Raw genomic sequence first — 23,443 nt, 5'->3', positions numbered from 1 at the left:
CGCTTGAATATAGGAGTCATACCTTAGCATCATAATTTTTTATTATTTACCCTGTCTACTTGACAGGGAGCAGTTCAGGTACTCTGTTATTTTTTATTTATATTATTAATATCCCTGATAAATTGCTACAGCTCTAACTAAACTAGCTTCACTTTGAACCTTTAAAGGTTGTGCAAACAATTGAATTTCTTCATTATATAAAAGCTTATTTAAATTAGTTAGATTTTCTAAAAGGAATATATCATTTTCAAACAATACATTATGAATTTCATAATTATCCCTATCTGGCGAAGGCATATCCATTCCTAACATCTTAATTTTCTTTTTTATTAAAAGTTCGGCTAACTCCCTACTTACTACTGGATGCTCAGTATAATACTCTTCTTTTCCATAAAAATTATCCCAACCAGTAAATAATAGAACTATATCATTTTCTTTAATATTTATATAATACTCATCCTTAACATCTATAATTTTCTCACCACGAACATCCAGTAATGCTACATTACCTATAAACCTTTCAATTGGATAATCTGATATATAACTTTTATTTTCTTGCATATGTAGCGGTGCATCAATATGTGTTCCTGCATGCATTTCTGTAGCTATAGAAATGCTATTATATCCATTTTCTATATAATCCTTTTCCTTTATTAAATTAACCTCTTTATCTCCCGGATAAACAGGCATTTCATTTTTTATTTCATGTGATAAATCAATGTACTTCATTTCTTCCCCACTTCTCCCTTTGATTGTAATAACCCCTTCTTTTGTTTATATTAACATATTTTACATTTAATTACAATAAACTTTCATTATTTCCTTATGTTTATATTTTAAACAAAAAGTCAGTTTTTATACTAACTTTAAATAAACACTTTAATTTGTTCCCGTAGTTCCAAATCCTCCACGATCACAATTACCAAAAGATTCAACCTCATCAAATTGAATTTCTGGCATTACTTCCATTATTCTAAACTGCCCTATTTTATCTCCAGTTCTTATCCATGTTCCATTATCGTGTTTTGCTTGTAAACAGTATACCGGCATATGCCATTGATCATTATCTCCAATATATGTGTCATCAACAACACCAACAGAATTAGTTTGTATTATACCCCAAGTTTTAAATGTTGAGCTTCTCGGTGCTAAATGTCCTTCCCATCCTTGTGGTAATTCTAAAGCAAATCCTAGTGGTACCATTGCTCTTTCATTTAGCGGCACAAATATATCCTTACTTGCATAAACATCTATCCAATTACCCTTACTAATTTTCTTTAATTTTGTTGCACCTTCAAAATATTTTATTCTTATTTTCATCTCTCGTATCTTCCTTTCATTTCTTATATGTAATTCTAACATAAAAAAGGATTGCAAGAAAAGTATAATATCTTTAAACTAATATCATACTAATCTACAATCCTTCTGTATTTTCTTTAATGATGTTTTATTTTATTTATGACTATAATACTTTCTTCTCTTAATTCATCATTAATAGTCACTTCATTCCATTGAATATATGTTGGCTTTTCAAAATACTTCCTATTTACAATTTCAATTACCCTATAACTTCCTTCTGCTAAATTATCAAAGATAACAACTCCATTCTTATCAGTATACTTTGAACTTATCATCTTTGGAGATAATCCGTTTAAAGCATATAAATTTATCTTAGCATCTGAAATATTACTTCCCTTTCTATCTCCCAATTTTGATATAACAGTAATCTTTCCAACTATTCTCTTTTCTTTCTTTCTTGCTTTTGTATAATTGCTATTATTTATAATCTTGTCTTCATTTTCTACTAGCCTTTCTTTTATATTATCATCTTCTAGTACTTTTTGATTAGCATAATTACTATTATCATTTACTTCCTTATTATCATTTACTTCTTCGTTATCATCTATAAAAGTTGCACCTTGAAGTTCTAAACTAAATCCATTATCAAGATTATAAGTTTTTACTTTCTTTTTATCCTTTTCTGAAATTATTGGTTTATCTACATTTTCTTTACAACTATTATCATTAGTAGCTTGATCAACTTCAACATCAGTTGCTTTAACATCAGTTGGGTCAACATCTATTATTGTTCCACTAGAATTTGATAATTTACCATTTCCTACGTTTGAGTCATTATCTATTGACTTATATTCATTTTCTAATTCGCTATCAAAATCATCTTCTATTCTTATACGCATAAAAACCTCCTAAAACCATATATTTACATAATACGCATTAAGAGGCCATTTTGTGCTTAAAAATTAAATTTTTTATATCATTTCTTTTATAATTTCAAATTTTTCTGGTTTGCTAAAATAATATCCTTGTGCAATATCACACTTCATTTTATCTAAGTATCCCAATTGTTCCTTAGTTTCTACACCTTCAGCAACTACTTTTAAATCTAAGCTGTGTGAAAGCTTTATTATACTTTCTGCTATATACTCACTTTTTTCGTCAACACCAATACCGTCTACAAAGCTTTTATCAATTTTCAATACATCTATTGGTAATCTTTTTAAATAACTTAATGATGAATATCCAGTTCCAAAATCATCAAGAGCAATGGATACACCTAATTTCTTTAAATTTAATAAAAGTTCTATATTTCTTGATACTGATTGCATAATAACCCCTTCAGTAATTTCGAACTCTATATATTCGGGAGGTATGTTATATTTATTAAGTAAAGCTGAAACAAAGTCTATAAATCCCTCTTCTCTCAATTGAATATCAGATATATTAATAGCTATATGAAATTTATTATCACTTGACTCATATAATTCTCTACATTTTTTAAAGCTTTCTTCAATAATATATTTTCCTAGCTCAACAATAAATCCCGTATTCTCAGCAATTGGAATAAATTCAGCAGGAGACACAAACCCTAACTCTTGGCTTACCCATCTTACTAATGCTTCAAATCCATTTACTTTTTCACCTTTAATAGATATTTTAGGTTGAAAAACCATAAATATTTCTTTCTTTTCTATGGAAGTTCTCAATGCTTTTTCAATATCGTATTGTCTCCTTAATAAAGTTAAAATATCAACATCAAAAAATCTAAATCTATTTTTTCCTTCTTCTTTAGCTTTATGCATTGCCATATCTGCTGTTTTTAATAGTATATCTAAATTATCTGCATCTCTTGGATACATACTAACCCCTAAACTTATAGAGCAATATATACTTTTATTATTAACTTCAATTGGCTTTCTTACACTAACCAACAATTTATTTAATAACTCTCTAATTTCATTTTCATCATGTACTCTAGAAAAAGCAATTACAAATTCATCTCCTCCAAATCTAGCAAATGTATGTCTTCCATCTAATTCTTTATTTACCCTTTCAGAAAGCTTTAAAAGTATCTCATCACCAACTTCATGACCATAAGTATCATTAATACTTTTAAAGTTATCTATATCATAAAAAATTAATCCTAACTTTGTACCACAACTAAGATTATCGTTTATTAACTCTTTAAATATTTCTGTAAACATCTTTCTGTTAGGAATTCCTGTTATATCATCATAATAATTCATAAAATGAATCTTTTGTTCAGCCTTTTTTTCATTGCTAACATCCGTTATTACTCCAGATAAACTATAAACCTTATCTTTTATAGTACCCTTTCCTGTATAATCAATATGAATTAACTGTCCATCTTTTGCCTTTATCCTATACTTAATATTTGATTCTAAGCACATTCTATTTAAACATATATTATTAAAATAATTTCTTACTCTATCACATTCCGAATCATCTACATATCTATACCACTCTTCTAATGTAATATTTTCTTTCTTTATTCCAAGTTCATTCTTTATCTTTCCTGAAATAAACAAACTATTTTTATCATCATCCCACTTCCAAATAGCTCCATTCATTGCTTCAATAGATAAAGCATAACCTTCTCTACACTTAATACACTCAGTATTTTTTACTTTTATTCTTATTAAACACTCTTCAATAATAAGTATTAAAACAGCCATTACCATTATCATTATAACTTCTATTGAATTTATCAAATTATACTGTACTAAAAGAAATATAGTTATTCCCATAAATAATATAAAAAATTTATTATATTTATATACTTTTTTATTACTTTTAATATTTAGGTTCATAATGACCTCCAAAATATATATTTATAAACTAATTTTATCATATACTTACAAAAATATATATATTTCTACTAAATTTATTAATATATTGTATATTTTTCTTATTAAAATAAATTAGCACTAAATAATATTTCTATTACTTAGTGCTATAATTAATATTTTTAATTGTTTTCTTTTTTTAATTTTGTAAATATTACATTAAGTAAAACACCTATAATTGCTGCAAAACTTAATCCTGATATACTTACTGTTTCAGTTATTTGTATTCCTATTGCTTTTTCTAAAAAATTTCCTGAAAGACCTATAATTAATATTGCTACCATTACAATGATATTACAAATATTAAATTCAACTTTTTCTCTTTTAATTGTTTTAACTCCAACAATTGCTATCATTGAAAATAACATTAAACTTATTCCACCCATTACTGGCTGTGGTATTGTTCTTATTGCTGCACCAAACTTTGCAACAAAACTTAATAATATTGCAAAAATAGCTGTTAATCTTAATATTGCTGGGTTATAATTTTTTGTTATTGCAAGTACTCCTGTATTTTCACCATATGTTGTATTTGCTGGCCCTCCTAAAAATCCTGCTGCTAAAGTCGCAAGCCCATCTCCTAGTAATGTTCTATTTAAGCCTGGATCTTCTATAAAGTTTTTACCTACAACTTCTCCATTTGTAGTAATATCACCTACATGTTCCATTACTACAGCTAAAACTACTGGTGCTATTATTGCAATCGCACCAATATCAAATTTAGGTAATGTAAAACTTGGTACAGCCACTAAACTTGCACTTTGAATTTCTGCTGTAGATACTAATCCTAACATTAAACTAATTACATATCCTACTACTACAGCTATTAAAATAGATACTTGAGATAAGAATCCTTTACTAAACTTTTTAATTAATAATGCTATTCCTAATGTTATGCATGCTATTATTACACTTACTACAGCATCATTTCCTCCTGAAGCTATAGACATTATTCCAGTCATATCTAGAGCTGTTGGAATTAAATTTAAACCAATTACTATTATCATTGGTCCTACTACTTGAGCTGGTAATACTTTTTTAATATTCTTTAATCCTATCTTTTTTATTAAAAAAGATACTGCTACATAAATCAATCCAACTACAATAATACCACCTTGAGCATATCTTAAATCGCCATTATATTTTTCTGAAACTGCTACTATTACTGGAATGAAAGCAAATGATGACCCTAAAAATACCGGAACCTTTCCCTTTGTACATAAATGGAATATTAATGTTCCAATCCCAGCTGAAAATAATGCTACTGATGGATCTAATCCTGTTAATATAGGTACTAATACTGTTGCCCCAAACATTGCTATTAGATGCTGCATTGCAAGAATAACCTTCATTACTCCATCCTTAACACTTCTCTTTTCTTTTAATAATTCACCTGTATATTGTGCCATAAAACACCCTCCCTATTTTCTTTTAAGGAGAATTTTAAATTCCCCCTTTTCAGCCTCACTGGACTGTTATTAAAGGCAAAAAAAAATGCTTCTTACATTCAGTAAGAAGCTATAGTAACCCTATTAAAATAATTAATACTACAAACTTTTGAAACTTACCGAACTCTCTGATTCGACTTAAAGCTTTTTTTGTTATTATATACTCTTTTAAATAAAATATCAAGAAATATATTTTTAAAAATTGTACATACTAAAAATGAGTTAAATCTAAAGGTACTTATTAATCTTATAGTGAAAAGAGTGATTTTTATATGATGAAAAAATTATCGAATTTAACTTTATTTATTCTTATAGCATTACTTCTCTTTCCCCAAATAACCACATATTGTGATGATGACAATAAAGAATGTAATAAGAAAAAGGTTGTTTATTTAACATTTGATGATGCTCCTGGCGGAGAAGTAACTATAAAAACTTTAGACGTATTAAAGGAAGAAAATGTTCCAGCAACCTTCTTCATAATAGGTAATCAAATAAAAGGTCAAGAAGATATAATACTTAGAATGAAAGAGGAAGGTCATAGTATTGGTCTACATAGCTTTACTCATGAAAGAAATAAACTTTATAGTAGTTGTGATGGTTTCATTTCTGAAATGAAACGAGTTCAAAATGCCCTTTATGATGTTACTGGCGAAAATTACTGCATTTTAAGATTCCCTTATGGAACAAATAATAGTACCTATAGAATATCTAATGAAATGGTAAATGCAGTTCATTCTAATGGATTTAAAATATATGATTGGACTCAGGACACTTTAGACGGAGCAAATCCAAACTCCTCTCCAGATACTATCTTAAATAGATCTATATCTACAAAAGACAGTGTTGTAGTCTTAATGCACAATGCTTATGCAAATAAAAATACCGCTATAGCAATTAAAGGTATAATTAAATATTATAAAAGCCAAGGTTATACCTTTGAAAAAATAACTGTGGATACTCCTGAAATTTATCATGTACTAAAAAAATAATATATAAAAAGCTCATGTTAATTATTATATTTTAACATGAGCTTTTTAAATTATGTTAAGCTTCTATGCTTATTTGTTTTTTCAAGCCTCTTATTACTATTAATGAAAATAGTAATACAAGTACTATTCCTTTTACTATACTTGTTCCACTAATACTCCACCATACTCCATTTATCCCTAAAATCTCTGGTCTAAATAAAATTATAGCCAAAGGTACTCTTAACCCAGTAAAAATAATACCTATTATTGATGGAATAACAGTTCTTCCTACTCCATAAAATGCTCCTGATGTTGTTATTTCCAAGCACATAAATAATTGTGAATACCCTAAAATCTTCAAATAATCAATTCCTTGTGCTATTGCTTCACTTTCATTTATAAATATTGAAAAAATACTTCTACCAAAGAACACCAATAATATTGTAGTAAATATTCCCAATAAACAAGAAATAAATAGTGTAACCTTATATCCTTTTAATACCCTATTCCATTTCTTAGCTCCATAGTTTTGTCCAATAAATGCAGTTAATGCACTTGCAAATCCACCAGCAGTCATCCATGAAATAGATTCTATTTGTGATCCAACTTTTTGAACTGCTATTGAAACTGGTCCTGCACTAGCTACGATTCTGCCAAGCAACATTGAGAAAAATGTAAATAAACAATTTTGGATTGCTGTTGGCCCTCCAAACATACATATATTTTTTATATACTTTAAAGTAATAAATTTTTTATTACTAAAACTAAAATTATATCCATTTTTAATAAATGTATATATAAATATAAGAGTAACTAGAAGTTGTGATAGTACTGTTGCTAAAGCTGCACCTACTACCCCTAATGGTTTAATTCCAGCAAACCCAAATATTAAAACTGGATCTAAAATTATATTCATAACTAATCCTATAGTGTTTACTATAAATGGTGTTTTACTATTTCCCGAAGCAGTAAATATTCCTGTAAATTGTGGATTTAAAAAAGCACATATCATTCCTAATGCAATAATAATTAAATATTCTAAAGACATCTTTATTATATTTGCGTCTCCTAAATTAAAAAAACCTATAAGTTCATTCCTAAATAAAATTAAAATAACTCCATATATAATTGACATTAAAACACATAATGTTATGCTACTATATACATATGAATTCCTCTCTTTTTCATTATTTTTACCAATGGCTTGTGACACACCAACTTCTGCACCAGTCTTACTTATTAAAACTAATGAATTTCCAAACCAAGCAAAAAAGCCAGCAGTTCCAACTGCTGCAACTGCTGCACTTCCTGCTTTACCAATCCATATCATATCTACTAAACTATATGCCATTTGAATAAACGATGTCCCCAATATTGGTAAAGATAAAGCTATTAATGTTTTTATTATATTCCCTGAAACTAGATCAACTTTTCTCTTCATGTATCTTTCTCCTTCTATATTTTTTCACAATAAAATAGAAGCAATAAAAATTTTACCACTCCTATTTTTTTAACTAGTAATTATCTAATTATTTTTCTAATAAATTTACCACTTTTTCAAAAGATTCAGGTTTACTGTAAAAATACCCTTGAACAATATCACATAAAATTGATTTTAAATAATCAACTTGCTCCTCAAGTTCTACGCCTTCAGCTACAACTTCTATGCCTAACTTATGAGATAACTGTATTATATTTTCTACAATCCACCTACTTTTATGATTTTCTATCATATCAATAACAAAACTTCTATCAATTTTTAATGCATCAATTGGAAGTTTAGTTAAATAATTTAATGATGAATACCCTGTTCCAAAATCATCTAATGCTATTGTGGAACCAAGTTTTTTAAGCTCATATAATGATCTTAATGTATCTTCATAGGATTTAATTAATATTCCTTCAGTTATTTCAAATTCAATATATCTACCATCAATCTTATAAATATCACATAAATATTTTACATAAGTTATTAACTTTTGATTTCGTAATTGTACATCAGATAAATTCACTGCAATTTTAAAATTTGAATATCCTGACTTTAACAACAAATCAACTTTCTTAAAAACTTCCCTCAAAACAAAATTTCCTAAGTGTACTATCATTCCATTATTTTCGGCAACAGGAATAAATTCATTTGGAGGAACGTTACCAATCTCCTTATTATTCCATCTAATTAATGCTTCAAATCCATTTACTCTCTCATGAGCTAAAATTACCTTTGGTTGAAATACAACATACATTTCTTCATTTTCAATTGCACTCATCAGATTATTTTGTATTTTATATGCTCTATCCATTGCTTGTGCAATACTATCATTAAAAAATTGATACTGATTCTTTCCCTTTGTTTTTGCCTCATACATTGCTGCATCTGCATTTTTTATTAACTCATCAAATCTATATCCATCATCTGGATAAATTGCTATCCCTATGCTTGTTGTAACATGTACTTGTTTTCCTTCTATGTTATACGATTTATTAAAAACATCTATAATAGATTGTGCCTTAGTTTCTATCTCTGTTAATGTTATAGCATTATGTAAAAATATTAAAAATTCATCGCCTTCAAGTCTACAAATATAATCATCACTAATAATTTTATTTTTAAGCTCTCTAGCAACTGATTTTAAATATTTATCTCCATATGTAACTCCAAAAGTATCATTTATATATTTAAAATTATCTAATCCTAATATAATTAATGCACTTTTGTTATTAGAATTTTTATTTATCCCTAAATAAAAATCTATTTTATCTTTTAAATAAATTCTTTTATGCAATCCTGTAACTTCATCTAAATAAGGTGTATTTTCTAATGGTGCTACTTCATCTTCATTCGAATCAATTACTTTACTAACGTATCCCTCATATCCTATAACTTCTTCTTCAACTATTACTTTATTTAAATGAATTTTAATCCAGTTATCCATTTCAAGACAAGGACTTTTTAGCTGTAACTTAAAATCTTTTTTAGCTAAATTACACTCATTAAATAAACAAAGAAATTTTTCAACATGATTTTCATGAATATAATCACAAAATTCATCTATTGAAATATTAAGATTGTTACATTTAATATCAAATATACTTTTTAAATTGCCGCGCAAACTAACTTTTTTATTTTTTATATCTATAAAAATAATAGCCCCATACAGTCCCTCAAACTCTGAGCAGACATTTTCATTTGCGTTTTTCTTCCCCTTGCCTATATTCATATTACTACCCCTATTTCGAATTTTGTAGTAAATATACTACTATTCGTTACTTGTACTCTCTTTATTCTTCTTATCATTAATCAATGTAGTAACTAATGCTGTTGATGCAGCGATAACTACTGCAATTTTCCCTATTTTTTTCAATTTCATATACATTACCTCTTTTTAATTATCTAACTATTTATTAATATCATTACTGAAAAAACTATTTGAATTGATTTATATCTGTATGATATTTATATCCGATAGTTTCAAGTCTCTTTTCGATACATTCTTTTTCAATCCCAATATCTTCACAATACTGATCTAAACTTGAATAATAATCTCTTAACTTCATATTAACCATACTTACTAGTATATTAGGATCCATTTTTATTAATGTTTCTTTATCCATTTTTACCTCCATAATCTATATATGTTATTTTAATTACACATTATCCAAATTTTCCTCATACTTATATTTTATATAAAAATAAGCTAAAGTACATACCTTTTTAGTACTTTAGCTTATTTTTTTATTTATATTTACTTTATATAAAATATATTTTATTTTCCATTTCCAACAGGATTTACTTCTGGTACTTTTGCTGCTCTTGGTTTTTTGGGCCCTTTAAAGTGATCATTTTCCCAAGTGGCCTCTTGACCTTTCTTAGCCATAACAACACCTCCACTAAATATTATATATTTAGTATTAGCAACCTATCCTGTTTTATTCCGCTTTATTGATTTATTTCTTTGGATTTTCTGGGTCTAAAAACGAATACTTTTCTCCATCCTTTTCCCATCCTAAAATAGAATTCATATTAACGTTTGCCGCAGCCTTAAATATAGATTTATCAACATCATTAAAGTTTTTCTTCAACTCAGCTATCATATCCTTAATTTCATGTCTCTTATTACCAATCTTTTCTGCAGCAACCATACAAGCACAATTAAGTGGCCATAATCCAGTATACTTAATAAATCTTATTATTGCTTCTTCCTCTACATAATAAAGTGGTCTTATAAGTTCAATACCTTCAAAGTTATCAGCCTTTAATTTAGGTAACATTGTTTTAAAGTTTCCTGCATAAAGAACATTTAACATAGTTGTTTCAATTACGTCATTATAGTGATGCCCTAATGCAAGCTTATTGCATCCTAATTCTCTAGCCTTATTATATAATGATCCTCTTCTCATTCTTGCACAAAGATAACATGGATAATCTTTTGCTTTTTCATCAATTATTTCGAAGATTTTTGATTCATAAATATGTACTGGAATATTTAAATGCTCGCAGTTTTCTATTAATAAATCTTTTATTTGTGGATGATATCCTGGATCCATTGCTATAAACTCTACATCAAAATTTACTTGACCATGTTTTTTTAATTCTTGAAATAACTTTGCCATTAATAGCGAGTCTTTCCCACCTGAAATAGCAACTGCTATTTTGTCACCTTCTTCTATTAATTGATAATCCTTAACTGCTTTTATAAATTTAGACCATATTGGTTTTCTATACCTTTTAACAATACTTCTTTCTATTTCCTCAAGAGTCTTTTTAGCTTCTTCTGGTACTATTCTTGCGCACCCATTACCTGCTATACCACTCATCTTTATCACCTCGTATTTTTAATAACAAAATTTATTTTACTTAAATTATATAATAAAAGCAACTATTTACAATAGTTTATGTCATGTAAAATAAAGGTTGCATCAATTATGATACAACCTTTATTAAATTAACAAAATTTAATTTAAAATTACATTTATCTGTAATTAATTTCTCCTAGCTCTGGTACATGATCAAACTCAATTTTAGAACCTTTGTATGTAAATTCTACACCATCAATCCATTCTCCAGTATATTCAGTTTGTAATAAGTTTCTTATTAAAGTGTATTCAGTTATCTCTCCACCCGTTGATCCTGCAAAGAAATTGTTATACCAACTTATTCCTTCATAATCTGAAAATTGTACATCTCCAGCATTATTACCCATTTCCTCTAAATTAAATACAGCAATCTTCTTTCCATCTATGTCTTTAATTTCAGTAAGAGATATTGGTAAAGTATCAAAAGCTTTTTCACTTAATACACTTGCAATTTTTGATAGTTTATTCTCTAACGATTCATTTTTATTAATTTCAACTTCACCTAAATTAACTTCTGCTCCTTGTTCTGCATCTTTAGAGTATAATTTAAATACTTCTACTTTAGATTTATCCTCAGAATTTTCTTCTGTATTGCTTATTTGTTCATTATTTTCTTCCTCATCTTCAACTACTGTTTCATCATTTGCACCATCGTTATTTGAATTTGAGTCTTCAACTACAACATCATCATTTTTGCTTCCAGAAGCATTTGTACCTGTACATCCATAAACTGATGCTCCCATAACAAATATCATTGCTACTGCAATTATTTTTTTTAACCTTATGCTTCTCATATCTCTTCCTCCAATTATATTATTTGAAGTTGAACCCAACATCCTTAGCTTCATGAGAGTCAGATCCATAAACCATTTGTATATTATTTTTTATTGCTAAATCATACAAATCTCCACTTGGATATTTTTCTCCACAATACTGCTTTCTTAATCCGGCTGTATTACAGTCCAATTCATAATTTCTTAATTTAACTTCATTAATTATTTCTTCAAATAATTTATCATTTTTATAGTTAATAGGATATAGCTTATTAAATATCCTGATTAATGTAGGATGCCCAATCCTTTTAGGCTTGTAATTTCCTAAATTACTTTTTATTCCCTTCAATAATGTATTATAATATAAATTATATATTTTTTCTACACTTCCCAACTTATTTAATAACTCTTCAAATGACTCAATACAATCAAATGCATAATATTTTTCATCATACATTCCTATATGAACAGAGATAATCGCATCATCTAAATACTTTCCATATTCATTAAGCATATTTGTTGTAAACTCTTCATAACCTTCTAAATAATCTACTTCTAATCCAACATTTATTTTAATTTTATCTTTATATTTTTCTTTATAATAACTTGCTTCTTTTAAATATTTTTTCATTTCCTCTATATTGGGAGCAGCCGAGCTTAAAAACTCCTTATCTATTCCATATAAAACTAAACCTTCTGGCATAGTCATGTGCTCTGTAAATGTAATTTCTTCTATTCCTAATTCTATTGCCTTTGTTAAATACTCCTCAAAACTATCATTACTTCCATGTGGACAATAATGACTGTGTACATGTCCATCTCTCTTACTATTCAACTTATTTCCTCCCAATTATTTTATTAATCAATTCATAAGCATTTTATTAAAAACCCCTAAACTAATTGTATTTATATTATCCTTTTTAGCTTTATCTAAAATATTAGTTATTTTAGAGCTTGGCTGATAAACTATTAAATCAACCTTTTCCTCTTCAAAATTCTCTATAATATTTCCACCATTTAATTTTATATTTCTAATAGTTTTCATTTTAATAGCTTCATTATTTATAAGCAATAATATATTTTTTCTCAAAATATATATCACTTCATTTATATTTTCATTAGTATTTATATTTAATATGTCTTCATCAATATCATTTTCTACATTACTTATTTTACCTTCTAAAATATCTTTAAAATCATTTGTAGTAATTATTTCACACCCCAAAACTTTTGCTTTTCTAAGCTTTCTACCTGGTTTCTCACCAACAATTAAAAGATCACATTTTTTCGTTACTACAGTATCAACATTAGCCCCTGCCTGTCTTGCAAGCCTCATCAGTTCTCCTCTTACTAAAAAACCTCTACCTGTAAAAACAACATTTTTACCACCTAATATCTCTCTTGCTGGATTAAAATCTATTTTTTTGTAGTCTATTCTATCCTGCATCTTTTATCATCCCTTAATCTAAATCCTAACTTCATTTTTCTTTAGCACTAATTTTCATTTAACTTATATTATATCATTTTATTAAACTAAAGAATACTAACATATTTATTAAAAATCACTATATATATATTATGAAATCAAATTTTATATTATTTATTATCAATTTTTAAACCTATTATTTTTATTGATTGGAGGAATTTTAATTGAATGAAAAATTAAAAACTGACATTAACTCCTTAATTACTTTTCTAGAGCAACATAATAATGTAAATATTAATGCAGTAATGGGGTTAGATGGATTTGTTGATCAAATCCTTCATGTTGTTAAAACAAGAACTGATGCAAATAACTATATTAGAATGGAAACATTAAGTGAATTCGGCGATTTTATCAGTAAAGCTGCTGGATTAAGCTCAAATGTTGAATTTATTCCTCTTCAAAGCAAACTTGGTGGTAATGGGCCTATTATGAGCAATGCTTTGTCTACCTATGGCTTAAATATAAATTATATAGGTGCCCTTGGTGAAGATTCTATTAATCCCGTTTTTATTGAAATGTCTAAGAAATGTAATATAATTTCTATTTCAAATCCTGGCCTTACAGATGCAGTTGAATTTTTAGACGGAAAACTTATGATTGGCAAACGTGAATGCTTAAAAGATGTTAATTGGAATAAGATCAAAGAAAAAGTTGGAGTAGAAAAGTTAACCTCCATTATTGATAGTTCAACCTTAGTAGGATTAGAAAACTGGACTATGCTTCCTTATATGGCTCAAATTTGGAAAGGTTTAATTAATGAAGTACTTCCTAATCTAAATAAAAAAGATAATAAATATATCTTCTTTGATTTAGCAGATCCTGAAAATAGATTAAAATCTGATGTTTTAGAAGCCTTATCATTATTAAAAGAATTTTCATCTAAATTTAATGTTATTTTAGGATTGAATGAAAAAGAAGCCTATGAAATTGGAGAAATCTTTGGAGTAACTTCACAAGAAAATAAAATTCCTTTAAAAAATCTTATAATAGAGCTTTATAAAAGATTAAGTATCAATACACTAGTAATTCATCCTGTAAAGGAAGCATGTGCAGTATGTAATGGGAAATACTATTATACTCCTGGGCCTTACGAACCAAATCCAAAATTAACTACAGGTGCTGGAGATAATTTTAATGCCGGCTTCTGCTTTGGACAAGTCTTAGGACTTTCTACTCAACTTTCACTAGTTTTAGGAACTGCAACATCTGGTTATTATGTAAGAAATGCTAAGAGTCCAACCTTAAAAGATATTATCACTTTTTTAAATTACTGGGAAAACTCATTAAATTAATATATTTTCAACAAAAAATTATGTCAACTTTTTTGGCCTAATCATATTATATATTATAACAACAAATGAGGAGGAATATTTTTATGAGTACTAGATATAATAGATGTAGATATTCTAATTACCAAAGTGATGACAATTCAGAAAATACTGTAGATGATCATGTTCATGAATTTGAAGGTTCAACAATGTTTGCTGAAGAATGCGATGATAAACACAACCATCGTTTTGCTGGAGTTACTGGTGAAGCTATAAAATATGGTAAATCACATGTTCATAAGCTATCTACTAATACAGACTTTGTAGATCACCATCATAAAATTTGTGACACTACAGGTCCTGCAATATATGTAGGTAATGGCAAACATGTTCATCTAGTAAAAGGCTATACTACAACTGTTGATGGACATCGTCATGAATATATCTTTGCTACTTTAATAGAAGCACCTACTGTAGATGAAAGCAATTCTGATTGCTAAGTAGTATTTTTATCTTAATAATCTAATCTTTATCTTTATAAAGAAAATAACAAATAAATAGTAGAGGAATAAATACCTCTACTGTTCTTTTTATTATCTAATAATACCTTTTTTAATATTATCTAACAAGGAAATCATAAAACAATTTTCTCTCTATTCGAATATCTTGTTCAAAATTAAAGAAATCGTCTTTATCATATTTTTCTTTTATTAATTTTAATAACTCTGAATTTTCCCCGTAATATTCCTCTTCATAACTTTTTGATTGACTATTTATCTCCTCACATGGGAAATTAATAAATCCACCATCTGTTATGGATTTTATGTACTCTAACTTTTCTACAAACCATTTTCTATTTACTGGTGCAAACCTCGGTTCTTCCCACACTGATTGGAATCCTAAGATAAATTGTGCATCTCTATGATAGAAAGCTGTACTATCACTTTTAACTTCTTTTATTACTCCACCTAATCCATAAAAAGTTATTGCTGTATAAGTAGCTCCTTCCGCTCTTTCATCAATTAATTCTAAAAGTTTAGTAATTTCTTCTCTAGTATAATCCTTATAAACAAATCTACCAGCACTTTTATATCTTTCAAATTCTGGATGACTATCTTGAATTATTTTATTTGCTTCAAAAATATCTATATAATCAAGTTTATAACTTCCTTGAGATACAATATCTTTAATCGGCTTTAGTATTTCATTTGTCAGCTTTTTATCTCCATATACTAATCCAACTATTTTAACACCTTTGCCTCTATCACTTGAATTATAACAAGCTAACTTAAAATTAGCCCTTTTATCCATTACCTTATAAATCTCTTGCCATTTTTCAAGCAAATTAACATTTTCTTCAAAATCTATATGTGTAAAATCTATATTAACTAATGTAACCATATCAATTTTAGGTGGTAAATTATAAGTCATAGAAGTAACTACACCAAAATTACCTCCACCACAACCTCTTAATGCCCAAAACAAATCTTCATTTACTTCCTTATTACAAACTATAGTTTGGCCATTGCAATCTATTAATTCAACTTCAACTAATCTATCACATCCAAGTCCTAAAAGCCTTGCCGAGTATCCCCAGCCTCCACCTAAAGTAAATCCAACTGCACTTACTGTAGGGCATCCCCCACCTGGAAATGGATATCCTTTTCTACCAGTAGCTTCATACAACTCTCTATTTCTTACTCCAGCTTGTACCTTTACTCTTTCATTTTCTTCATCCATGTATATTTTATTCATTTTACTTACATCAATTACTACTACATCATTTCCGTTAGAATATCCTTCATAATGGTGGCGTCCATTTCTTATTCTTATTGAAAGTGAATTAGCCTTTGCAAATATAATTGCATTTTTGATATCATCTTCTGTTTTACAATATACAATTATTAGTGGATACTTCTCTATCGCCCTGTTCCATGCTTTTCTTTCTTCTTCATATTCAAAATCTTCCCTAGTAATAATTTCACCAGTTAATCTTCCATAATCGTAGTTAATCATTATTTCACCTCAATATTGTTTATTAAATAATGTTTTTTATCTCTCTTTTTACTTATAATTGTATCAATAATTTTCTTATTATTAAATAGGCATATATAATTGTTGGTAATCAAACTTTATTTTTACCACACAATTGTAGTTTTATTTTTTGAATTCCTACAAGGTAGCTTGAATTCAAAAAACTTTAGATTTTTTCCTCTTGGTGAAAACCTATCACAAACTATATGTAATATATATCCCATTGTAAAGCCCAATGTTAAATAAATATTTCCTATAAAGTAAACGCAACCACAGAATAGAAATGTTCCCAACCATTTATGAGTAAACATTCTATGCGGTGATAATTTCCCTAGTATTGTTACTATACAAAACATAATAGCTCCAAAATAATTACTAAAATTACTTTGTAAAAATAGAATAATATCATTTACATTTAGCATAATTCCTAACATATATCCTATAAATATTGCTATTATTAAAAAGGTTAATATTTTATTAAATACCTGTCTTACTTTTGAATTATGAGAATCTATATCTGGCATATATGAACCTATAAACCCTCCTATTATTAATGGTATTAAATAAATTACACTATCAAATGTTTTTGTTATTAAGAAACCAACTCCCATTGTTGCTGTTGCAGTAGTCCCTACAATCATATGTTCTTTTCCACTCATTAATTTTCCATCCTTTGTACAAAATATACTATCGCATCATTTAATTTTACTACAAATTTACTCAAAGTGAAAGTATGTTCTTGCCATTCCTCTATTTACCAATCTAAATATTTATGTATAAAAAAAGCATCAAATTAATGATGCCCTTTCATTATATATTTAATTGTTACCATGATGAGAACATCCATCATGATTACATGTATGAGTGCTATCAAATTCTTTTAATACACCATTCTTAAGTGAATTAATATTATCTGATATTGTTCCTTCAATAGCTTTATATACTTTTATTCCCATCGAATTTAACTTAATAATTGCCCCTTTTCCTATTCCTCCTACAACTACAGCATCGACTACCTCTCCTGATAATGCTTTAATAGGATTACACTTTCCATGTTCATGCCCTAAATCACCATTACTAATTGATTTAACTACATTACTTTCCCCGTCCCATACAACAAATTCTGGAGCACTTCCAAAGTGATTATATGGCATACTATTTAATCCTTCGTTAGAGTTAACTGGAAAACATACTTTCATTTTTACTCCTCCTTAATTTTGTTTTTACAACAACCCTTCATGGATTTGCACCCACGCTTACACCTAGCAGTATTTGCCTCTTCAATATTAAAATTGTACTCATTTGAAATTAAATCAGTATTTTTATGAATAAGAAGATTTATAAAACCTATAGCTTCTTCTAATACTTTCTCATTTAATTCATACATAACATAGTATCCTTGTTTATATGCAATTATTATATTAGCTTCTTTTAAAATCTTAATATGCTGAGATACTGCAGCTTCAGAAATTTCTAAATGCTTAGCAATTCCCTTTGCACAAATATTTCTATTTGATAATAAAATCAGAATTTTTACTCTTGTTTCATCGCCTATAGCTTTAAATATCTTAATCTTCTCGTTCATAAGCACCTCTAATTTAATTAAGTAATTACTTAATTAAATATTAATACTCTTAATTAGTTTTCTCAAACGCTAAATTTACTTGTTTTTCCTTAAAACTTATTAAATTTTATTATTTAGTTTAATTGCCTCTCAAATTCTATCTTTTCCTTCTGCCTTTAAATCCTTTTTTATCCAAATAATTATAGAACATTATTTATTCCCTTCTATTCATAAACTAATTTAATCTCTCTGGTATTAAGTTTTAAAAAAATATATTATAAACAAAGTACTTATCCTTCTAAAAATTTTTTTACTTCTTTTCTCCCATTTAAAACTACAATATTTTTTTCTTTATATAAACTTAATTTTTTAAGTATTTCTGGTCTAATTTTTTTGTTATAACTCAATACCCATTTAAAAAATTCTATATCAATTCCCTCTGGACAACCATCAGCCATATCTGGTCTGCTTTTTCCTCTATACATAAATCGTCTCTTGAAAATTCTATAAAGACAAATATACGTTGGCATATTAATAAATATTATAGTATCTGCATCTTTTGCCCTTATGTCAATTGTTTTAATATAATTACCATCTATTATCCATTTATCTTTGCTTATTACTTCTTTAATTTTTTTATTAAATTCTTTCTGCGGAGTTTCAATCCAGCCTTTATTCCAAAACAACTTATCTAAATGATATACTGGTATATCTAGTAAATTAGATAATTTCCTGGAAAATGTTGATTTCCCTGCTCCACCACATCCTATCACAATAATTTTATCCACACTCTCCACCCCTATTTCTCAAAAATAAATTTCCTTCTAATAAAATAAATACTTTTTATATTTTAAAGTTTTAATTCATATTTTTTGAAATATATATGCATAATATTAAAAAATAAGCAGAGTCATGATATTCACTCTGCTTATCTAATGTAAGTTTTATATAAAATTATTGTGCATACTTCTTTAATATTTCAATTATTATATTAGTTGCAATTTCCATACCCTCTACAGTAATATGCTCATATTCACCATGGAATGCATATCCACCAGTTCCTAGATTAGGACAAGGTAATCCCATATAGCTAAGAGTTGCTCCATCAGTTCCTCCTCTTATAGGTTCAATTACAGGAGTAACATTTAAACTCTTCATTGCAGCTATTGCATTATCAATTAAATGCATACAAGGCTTAACATGTTCAGCCATATTCTTATATTGATCAGTAATTGTCAATTTAACAGTGCCTTCTCCATATTTTTCATTTAATAGCTTTTCAACTAACTTTAATGTAGCTTTCTTAGATTCAAGCTTACAAGCATCATGATCTCTTAATATATATCCTAATACAGCATGATCTGTATTTCCTCTAAAGCTTTCTAAATAATAGAATCCTTCATACCCTTCAGTATGTTCTGGCTTTTCACCTTGAGGTAACATTCTATCAAACTCAATACCTACATTTGTTGCGTTAATCATTGTATTCTTTGCTGATCCTGGATGAACTGAAACCCCATATATTTCTACTGTAGCTGCTGATGCATTAAAGTTTTCATAAGAAATTTCACCTTCAACTCCACCATCCATTGTATAAGCAAATTGCGCTCCAAAATTCTTTACATCAAATTTATTAGCTCCTCTTCCTATTTCTTCATCTGGTGTAAAGCCAATACATATCTTTCCATGTGGAATATTTTCTTTTATTATTCTTTCACAAGCTGTTAATATTTCTGCTATACCCGCCTTATCATCAGCCCCTAGAAGAGTGTTACCATCTGTTGTAATTAAAGTTCTTCCTTTTAAATTCTTCAAATGTGGAAATTTTTCTACTGATAAAACAGTTCCATTTAAAAGAGTTAAATCTTCTCCATTATAATTTTCAACTAATTGTGGATTTACATTTTCTCCTGGTGCTGCTGGTGCAGTATCCATATGAGCTATTAATCCTATACTATATTTATCTTCATAGCCTTTAGTTGCAGGAATAATTCCATAAACATAACAATTTTCATCTACTCTAACTTCTTGAATTCCTATTTCCTTCATTTCTTCAACTAAAATATTAGCTAAATCAAATTGTCTTTTAGTTGATGGTGTAGTTTCTGATTTAGGATCAGACGTTGTATATATTTTTGCGTATTTTATTAATCTTTCATAGGCTTGCATATTTTTATCTCCCTCTATATAAATTATTATATTATTTACATAATTCTATTATTGCTTGTGTAAATATTTTAGCGCTAAGTATAAGCTCATCTATAACTGCAAATTCATCATTTCCATGCATATTATTATCAGTTCCAGGCATTGTGCATCCAAATGCAACACCATTTTTTATGTGATGGACATAAGTCCCCCCACCAATTGCTATACATTCACCTTTTTTCCCACTATACATTTCGTAACATCTTAATAATGTTTGAACAAAATCAGAGTTTTCATCTACATAATGTCCTTCAAATACATTGCATGGTTCCAAAATTACTCCAATATTATTTAAATTTTTAGCAACTACATCTCTTAGATTTTCATCATTTGCACATAGAGGTGCTCTACAATCAAAAGTTCCTTTTAATCCTGTAGTAGTATACTCAAAAATAGTAAATGATAAAGTTAATTCTCCTGAAACTTCATCAGCCATCTTTACTCCAATAGCTTCACCTTTATAGTCACCATGTGGTAATAATTTATTAATTCCACATAATTTTTCAAATCCTTCACTATCAGCAAATGGCATTGAAGATAATAATGTTAAAATTCCAGTTAACGCATTGTTACCACCTTCTGGATAAGCTGCATGGGCCCCTTTTCCTTTTGCTTCAATGATACATTTATTATTTTCTTCATTAACAGTAAATTTTACTCCAATTTTATTTGTTACTGTATCACAATATTTCTCTACTTCATTCTTCTCTATTCCTTCAATTACTGCTGCTGCCTTATCTGGAATAACATTTACCTTAACCCCTGAATTTACTGATATAATTCTAGGAAGTGTTCTATCTTCCTTAAAATCAGCGATAAAGTTAGCTTTTAATCCACCTTTTTCAACATTAATAACTGGAAAGTCAGCATCTGGTGAAAAAGTCATAGGTGCTTCTTTTTCTATTTTATAATAATACTCGATATCAGAACTTCCGCATTCTTCATCAGTTCCTAATATAAGTCTAACATTTTTATTTAATGGTATATTTAAATCTTTAACTGCCTTTAATGCATATAATGCTACTATTGCTGGCCCCTTATCATCTGCAGAACCTCTTCCATACAATTTTCCATCTTTTATAATAGGTTCATAAGGCTCTGTAACTGTCCACTCATCTCCAGCTGGAACTACATCAAGATGTGCTAAAATATCTAATGCCTTTTCTTTATCATTAAAATCTACTGTTCCAACATAATTATCATAATTATTAGTTGCAAATCCCATGTTACTTGCAATATCTAATGCTTCCTTTAAAACCTTTACTACACCTTCACCAAAAGGCATTCCTTCTTTCGGCTCTTGTCTATCACTTTTTATTCTTATTACCTTGCATATATCTTCTAGCATTTCGTCTTTATGCAAGTTAAAATATTCTTCTATTTGTTTTTTATACATCATAGTCACCTACTTTTCAATTATGTTATTACTATATTATAACAATACATGCTACAACTGACAAAGACTAATTTATTACTAGCTAAGTATATTTACAAACAACGTTATTACTGCTGAATTAACAAAGTCTACAAACAATGCACCTACTATAGGTACAACGAAATATGGTGTTGGTGCAAATCCAAACTTTGTACTTAATGCATCCATATTAGCCACTGCATTAGGAGTTGCTCCCATTCCAAATCCACAGCTTGCTGATGCAAATACTGCAGCATCATAATCCCTACCCATTATCTTAAATGTAATGAAATATGCAAATACAGCCATAAGTACAGATTGAGCTATTAACATTACTACCAATGGTAATGCTAAATCAAATAATTCCCATAACTTTAATCCCATTAAAGCTATACATAAAAAATATCCTAAACTTATATTTCCTATTACTTCTATTTCTTTTTCTTCTATTTCTATTTTTCTTATATCACAGAAGTTTCTTATTACGGCAGCTGCAATCATAGCTCCTATATAAGAAGGAAATGTTAACCCTGTATCTTGAATAAATCCTGAAATCACAGAACCAATTCCCATTGATAGAAAAAGAAATGCAGATCCCTTCATAAGTCTTTTTTGACAAAGAACTGCCTGATTATCTTCATGAAAATCACTTAATGGAATAGATTTATCATGTGATTCTTTTGGTGTCTTTAATTTGTAGTTATCAATTAACCCTTTAGCTACAAATCCTCCAATAAAACTCCCCATAACTAATCCAAATGTTGCTGAAGCAAATGAAACTGTAGTAGCACCACTTACTCCCATTTCCTCTAACAAAGGTCCAAATGATCCTGCAGTCCCATGCCCACCAATCATAGATATTGAACCTGTACATAATCCTAAAAGTGGATTCAAATCAAATAATTTTGCAAGACTTGCCCCTACTATATCTTGAGAAATTACTAAAAGTATTGCTAATCCTAAAAACATAGCTACCTTAATTCCACCACTTTTTAAAACTTTAAAGCTTGCTGTAAAACCAACGCTAGCAAAAAAAGCCGTCATAAATAAATTTTGTAATGTTGTATCTAACATTATAGTTGCAATATTAGTTAGCTTTAATATTAGCATTACTATTGCAAAAACAAGTCCTCCAACAACAGGAGCTGGTATACAATACTTTGATAGAAACTTTATTTTAGTTCTTAGAAATTTTCCTAAATAATATACTACTGTTACTAGTGCCATAGTTTCAAAGATATTAAATTTAAGCTCCAT

At 28.1% G+C, this 23,443-nt stretch carries 23 protein-coding genes; 3 read left to right on the top strand and 20 right to left on the bottom strand.

All coding sequences use genetic code 11. From position 1 onward, the window contains the following. Window positions 1-105: 105 nt before the first annotated feature. The 5 genes from HCG70_RS12890 to HCG70_RS12870 all read right to left on the bottom strand — a co-directional run bounded on the left by HCG70_RS12890 (window position 106) and on the right by HCG70_RS12870 (window position 5,575). Window positions 106-729, bottom strand: a complete 624-nt coding sequence (locus HCG70_RS12890; RefSeq protein ID WP_055277873.1) for a cyclase family protein — start codon at window positions 727-729, stop codon at window positions 106-108. Between the two features lie 150 nt (window positions 730-879). After that, entirely contained in the window at window positions 880-1,320 is a 441-nt protein-coding gene (locus HCG70_RS12885) for a dUTP diphosphatase (RefSeq protein WP_042394990.1), read from the bottom strand. 116 nt (window positions 1,321-1,436) lie between these two features. Continuing rightward, entirely contained in the window at window positions 1,437-2,198 is a 762-nt protein-coding gene (locus tag HCG70_RS12880; protein WP_078061278.1) for a prealbumin-like fold domain-containing protein, read from the bottom strand. 72 nt (window positions 2,199-2,270) lie between these two features. Continuing rightward, window positions 2,271-4,130, bottom strand: a complete 1,860-nt coding sequence (locus HCG70_RS12875) for an EAL domain-containing protein (protein WP_078061279.1) — start codon at window positions 4,128-4,130, stop codon at window positions 2,271-2,273. 158 nt (window positions 4,131-4,288) lie between these two features. Further along, window positions 4,289-5,575 carry a uracil-xanthine permease family protein gene (locus HCG70_RS12870; RefSeq protein WP_055277874.1) on the bottom strand — a complete coding sequence of 429 codons (1,287 nt, stop codon included), beginning with the start codon at window positions 5,573-5,575 and terminating at the stop codon, window positions 4,289-4,291. 311 nt (window positions 5,576-5,886) lie between these two features. Between HCG70_RS12870 and HCG70_RS12865 the strand changes: the two genes are divergently transcribed. Continuing rightward, the gene (locus tag HCG70_RS12865; protein WP_055291838.1) at window positions 5,887-6,606 is read left to right on the top strand and encodes a polysaccharide deacetylase family protein; all 720 of its coding nucleotides are present in this window, start codon (window positions 5,887-5,889) and stop codon (window positions 6,604-6,606) included. 55 nt (window positions 6,607-6,661) lie between these two features. On the opposite strand, the gene HCG70_RS12860 is transcribed toward HCG70_RS12865, so the two are convergent. The 7 genes from HCG70_RS12860 to HCG70_RS12830 all read right to left on the bottom strand — a co-directional run bounded on the left by HCG70_RS12860 (window position 6,662) and on the right by HCG70_RS12830 (window position 13,659). After that, the gene (locus HCG70_RS12860) at window positions 6,662-8,026 is read right to left on the bottom strand and encodes an MATE family efflux transporter (protein ID WP_055277876.1); all 1,365 of its coding nucleotides are present in this window, start codon (window positions 8,024-8,026) and stop codon (window positions 6,662-6,664) included. Between the two features lie 88 nt (window positions 8,027-8,114). Further along, entirely contained in the window at window positions 8,115-9,803 is a 1,689-nt protein-coding gene (locus HCG70_RS12855) for a bifunctional diguanylate cyclase/phosphodiesterase (protein ID WP_221697852.1), read from the bottom strand. Between the two features lie 205 nt (window positions 9,804-10,008). Next, the gene (locus tag HCG70_RS12850; protein ID WP_042395001.1) at window positions 10,009-10,197 is read right to left on the bottom strand and encodes a DUF4250 domain-containing protein; all 189 of its coding nucleotides are present in this window, start codon (window positions 10,195-10,197) and stop codon (window positions 10,009-10,011) included. A 333-nt stretch (window positions 10,198-10,530) separates the two neighbouring features. After that, a complete protein-coding gene (locus HCG70_RS12845) occupies window positions 10,531-11,400 on the bottom strand; it encodes an ATP-binding protein (protein WP_042395003.1) in 870 nt (289 codons plus the stop codon). 155 nt (window positions 11,401-11,555) lie between these two features. Continuing rightward, window positions 11,556-12,233: a hypothetical protein gene (locus HCG70_RS12840; protein ID WP_221697851.1), complete on the bottom strand. Its 678-nt coding sequence runs from the start codon at window positions 12,231-12,233 to the stop codon at window positions 11,556-11,558. Window positions 12,234-12,252: 19 nt separating this feature from the next. Further along, window positions 12,253-13,047, bottom strand: coding sequence for a histidinol-phosphatase HisJ (gene hisJ, locus HCG70_RS12835; protein ID WP_042395006.1), 795 nt, complete (start codon window positions 13,045-13,047; stop codon window positions 12,253-12,255). A gap of 27 nt (window positions 13,048-13,074) precedes the next feature. Then, window positions 13,075-13,659, bottom strand: a complete 585-nt coding sequence (locus HCG70_RS12830; RefSeq protein WP_221697850.1) for a BRCT domain-containing protein — start codon at window positions 13,657-13,659, stop codon at window positions 13,075-13,077. A gap of 203 nt (window positions 13,660-13,862) precedes the next feature. On the opposite strand from HCG70_RS12830, the gene HCG70_RS12825 reads away from it, so the two are divergent. Further along, the gene (locus HCG70_RS12825) at window positions 13,863-14,990 is read left to right on the top strand and encodes a hypothetical protein (protein WP_052330587.1); all 1,128 of its coding nucleotides are present in this window, start codon (window positions 13,863-13,865) and stop codon (window positions 14,988-14,990) included. An 83-nt stretch (window positions 14,991-15,073) separates the two neighbouring features. After that, the gene (locus HCG70_RS12820) at window positions 15,074-15,466 is read left to right on the top strand and encodes a YmaF family protein (protein WP_042395012.1); all 393 of its coding nucleotides are present in this window, start codon (window positions 15,074-15,076) and stop codon (window positions 15,464-15,466) included. 118 nt (window positions 15,467-15,584) lie between these two features. Here the strand turns inward: HCG70_RS12820 and HCG70_RS12815 are convergent, their stop codons facing one another. The 8 genes from HCG70_RS12815 to gltS form a co-directional block, all read right to left on the bottom strand. Beyond that, entirely contained in the window at window positions 15,585-16,982 is a 1,398-nt protein-coding gene (locus tag HCG70_RS12815) for an FAD-binding oxidoreductase (protein ID WP_042395014.1), read from the bottom strand. 122 nt (window positions 16,983-17,104) lie between these two features. Further along, window positions 17,105-17,659 (bottom strand): metal-dependent hydrolase, encoded by a 555-nt coding sequence (locus HCG70_RS12810; RefSeq protein WP_042395017.1) that lies wholly within the window; start codon window positions 17,657-17,659, stop codon window positions 17,105-17,107. Window positions 17,660-17,818: 159 nt separating this feature from the next. Continuing rightward, window positions 17,819-18,199 carry a NifB/NifX family molybdenum-iron cluster-binding protein gene (locus HCG70_RS12805; RefSeq protein WP_042395020.1) on the bottom strand — a complete coding sequence of 127 codons (381 nt, stop codon included), beginning with the start codon at window positions 18,197-18,199 and terminating at the stop codon, window positions 17,819-17,821. Window positions 18,200-18,201: 2 nt separating this feature from the next. Beyond that, a complete protein-coding gene (locus tag HCG70_RS12800) occupies window positions 18,202-18,585 on the bottom strand; it encodes a helix-turn-helix transcriptional regulator (RefSeq protein ID WP_042395022.1) in 384 nt (127 codons plus the stop codon). A gap of 269 nt (window positions 18,586-18,854) precedes the next feature. Further along, a complete protein-coding gene (locus tag HCG70_RS12795; protein ID WP_055291834.1) occupies window positions 18,855-19,352 on the bottom strand; it encodes a DNA topology modulation protein in 498 nt (165 codons plus the stop codon). 166 nt (window positions 19,353-19,518) lie between these two features. Then, on the bottom strand, window positions 19,519-20,733 hold the full coding sequence (gene pepT, locus HCG70_RS12790; RefSeq protein ID WP_154820564.1) for a peptidase T: 1,215 nt from the start codon (window positions 20,731-20,733) through the stop codon (window positions 19,519-19,521). A gap of 31 nt (window positions 20,734-20,764) precedes the next feature. Then, window positions 20,765-22,168 carry a dipeptidase PepV gene (gene pepV / locus HCG70_RS12785; RefSeq protein WP_082423915.1) on the bottom strand — a complete coding sequence of 468 codons (1,404 nt, stop codon included), beginning with the start codon at window positions 22,166-22,168 and terminating at the stop codon, window positions 20,765-20,767. Between the two features lie 78 nt (window positions 22,169-22,246). Beyond that, on the bottom strand, window positions 22,247-23,443 hold the full coding sequence (gene gltS / locus HCG70_RS12780; RefSeq protein WP_042395033.1) for a sodium/glutamate symporter: 1,197 nt from the start codon (window positions 23,441-23,443) through the stop codon (window positions 22,247-22,249).

This window comes from Clostridium sp. K04 (assembly GCF_019734375.1).
GTDB classification, from domain to species: domain Bacteria; phylum Bacillota; class Clostridia; order Clostridiales; family Clostridiaceae; genus Clostridium; species Clostridium saudiense.
The sequence above is the reverse complement of the archived record's forward strand: the minus strand, read 5'-3'. Positions and strand labels throughout refer to the sequence as shown.

What these genes read in the sequence shown, in the direction of transcription:
- HCG70_RS12890 (WP_055277873.1), bottom strand. Translation starts at nt 729, where the DNA reads ATGAAGTACATTGATTTATCACATGAAATAAAAAATGAAATGCCTGTT.
- HCG70_RS12885 (WP_042394990.1), bottom strand. Translation starts at nt 1,320, where the DNA reads ATGAAAATAAGAATAAAATATTTTGAAGGTGCAACAAAATTAAAGAAA.
- HCG70_RS12880 (WP_078061278.1), bottom strand. Translation starts at nt 2,198, where the DNA reads ATGCGTATAAGAATAGAAGATGATTTTGATAGCGAATTAGAAAATGAA.
- HCG70_RS12875 (WP_078061279.1), bottom strand. Translation starts at nt 4,130, where the DNA reads ATGAACCTAAATATTAAAAGTAATAAAAAAGTATATAAATATAATAAA.
- HCG70_RS12870 (WP_055277874.1), bottom strand. Translation starts at nt 5,575, where the DNA reads ATGGCACAATATACAGGTGAATTATTAAAAGAAAAGAGAAGTGTTAAG.
- HCG70_RS12865 (WP_055291838.1), top strand. Translation starts at nt 5,887, where the DNA reads ATGATGAAAAAATTATCGAATTTAACTTTATTTATTCTTATAGCATTA.
- HCG70_RS12860 (WP_055277876.1), bottom strand. Translation starts at nt 8,026, where the DNA reads ATGAAGAGAAAAGTTGATCTAGTTTCAGGGAATATAATAAAAACATTA.
- HCG70_RS12855 (WP_221697852.1), bottom strand. Translation starts at nt 9,803, where the DNA reads ATGAATATAGGCAAGGGGAAGAAAAACGCAAATGAAAATGTCTGCTCA.
- HCG70_RS12850 (WP_042395001.1), bottom strand. Translation starts at nt 10,197, where the DNA reads ATGGATAAAGAAACATTAATAAAAATGGATCCTAATATACTAGTAAGT.
- HCG70_RS12845 (WP_042395003.1), bottom strand. Translation starts at nt 11,400, where the DNA reads ATGAGTGGTATAGCAGGTAATGGGTGCGCAAGAATAGTACCAGAAGAA.
- HCG70_RS12840 (WP_221697851.1), bottom strand. Translation starts at nt 12,233, where the DNA reads ATGAGAAGCATAAGGTTAAAAAAAATAATTGCAGTAGCAATGATATTT.
- HCG70_RS12830 (WP_221697850.1), bottom strand. Translation starts at nt 13,659, where the DNA reads ATGCAGGATAGAATAGACTACAAAAAAATAGATTTTAATCCAGCAAGA.
- HCG70_RS12820 (WP_042395012.1), top strand. Translation starts at nt 15,074, where the DNA reads ATGAGTACTAGATATAATAGATGTAGATATTCTAATTACCAAAGTGAT.
- HCG70_RS12815 (WP_042395014.1), bottom strand. Translation starts at nt 16,982, where the DNA reads ATGATTAACTACGATTATGGAAGATTAACTGGTGAAATTATTACTAGG.
- HCG70_RS12810 (WP_042395017.1), bottom strand. Translation starts at nt 17,659, where the DNA reads ATGAGTGGAAAAGAACATATGATTGTAGGGACTACTGCAACAGCAACA.
- HCG70_RS12805 (WP_042395020.1), bottom strand. Translation starts at nt 18,199, where the DNA reads ATGAAAGTATGTTTTCCAGTTAACTCTAACGAAGGATTAAATAGTATG.
- HCG70_RS12800 (WP_042395022.1), bottom strand. Translation starts at nt 18,585, where the DNA reads ATGAACGAGAAGATTAAGATATTTAAAGCTATAGGCGATGAAACAAGA.
- pepT (WP_154820564.1), bottom strand. Translation starts at nt 20,733, where the DNA reads ATGCAAGCCTATGAAAGATTAATAAAATACGCAAAAATATATACAACG.
- pepV (WP_082423915.1), bottom strand. Translation starts at nt 22,168, where the DNA reads ATGTATAAAAAACAAATAGAAGAATATTTTAACTTGCATAAAGACGAA.
- gltS (WP_042395033.1), bottom strand. Translation starts at nt 23,443, where the DNA reads ATGGAGCTTAAATTTAATATCTTTGAAACTATGGCACTAGTAACAGTA.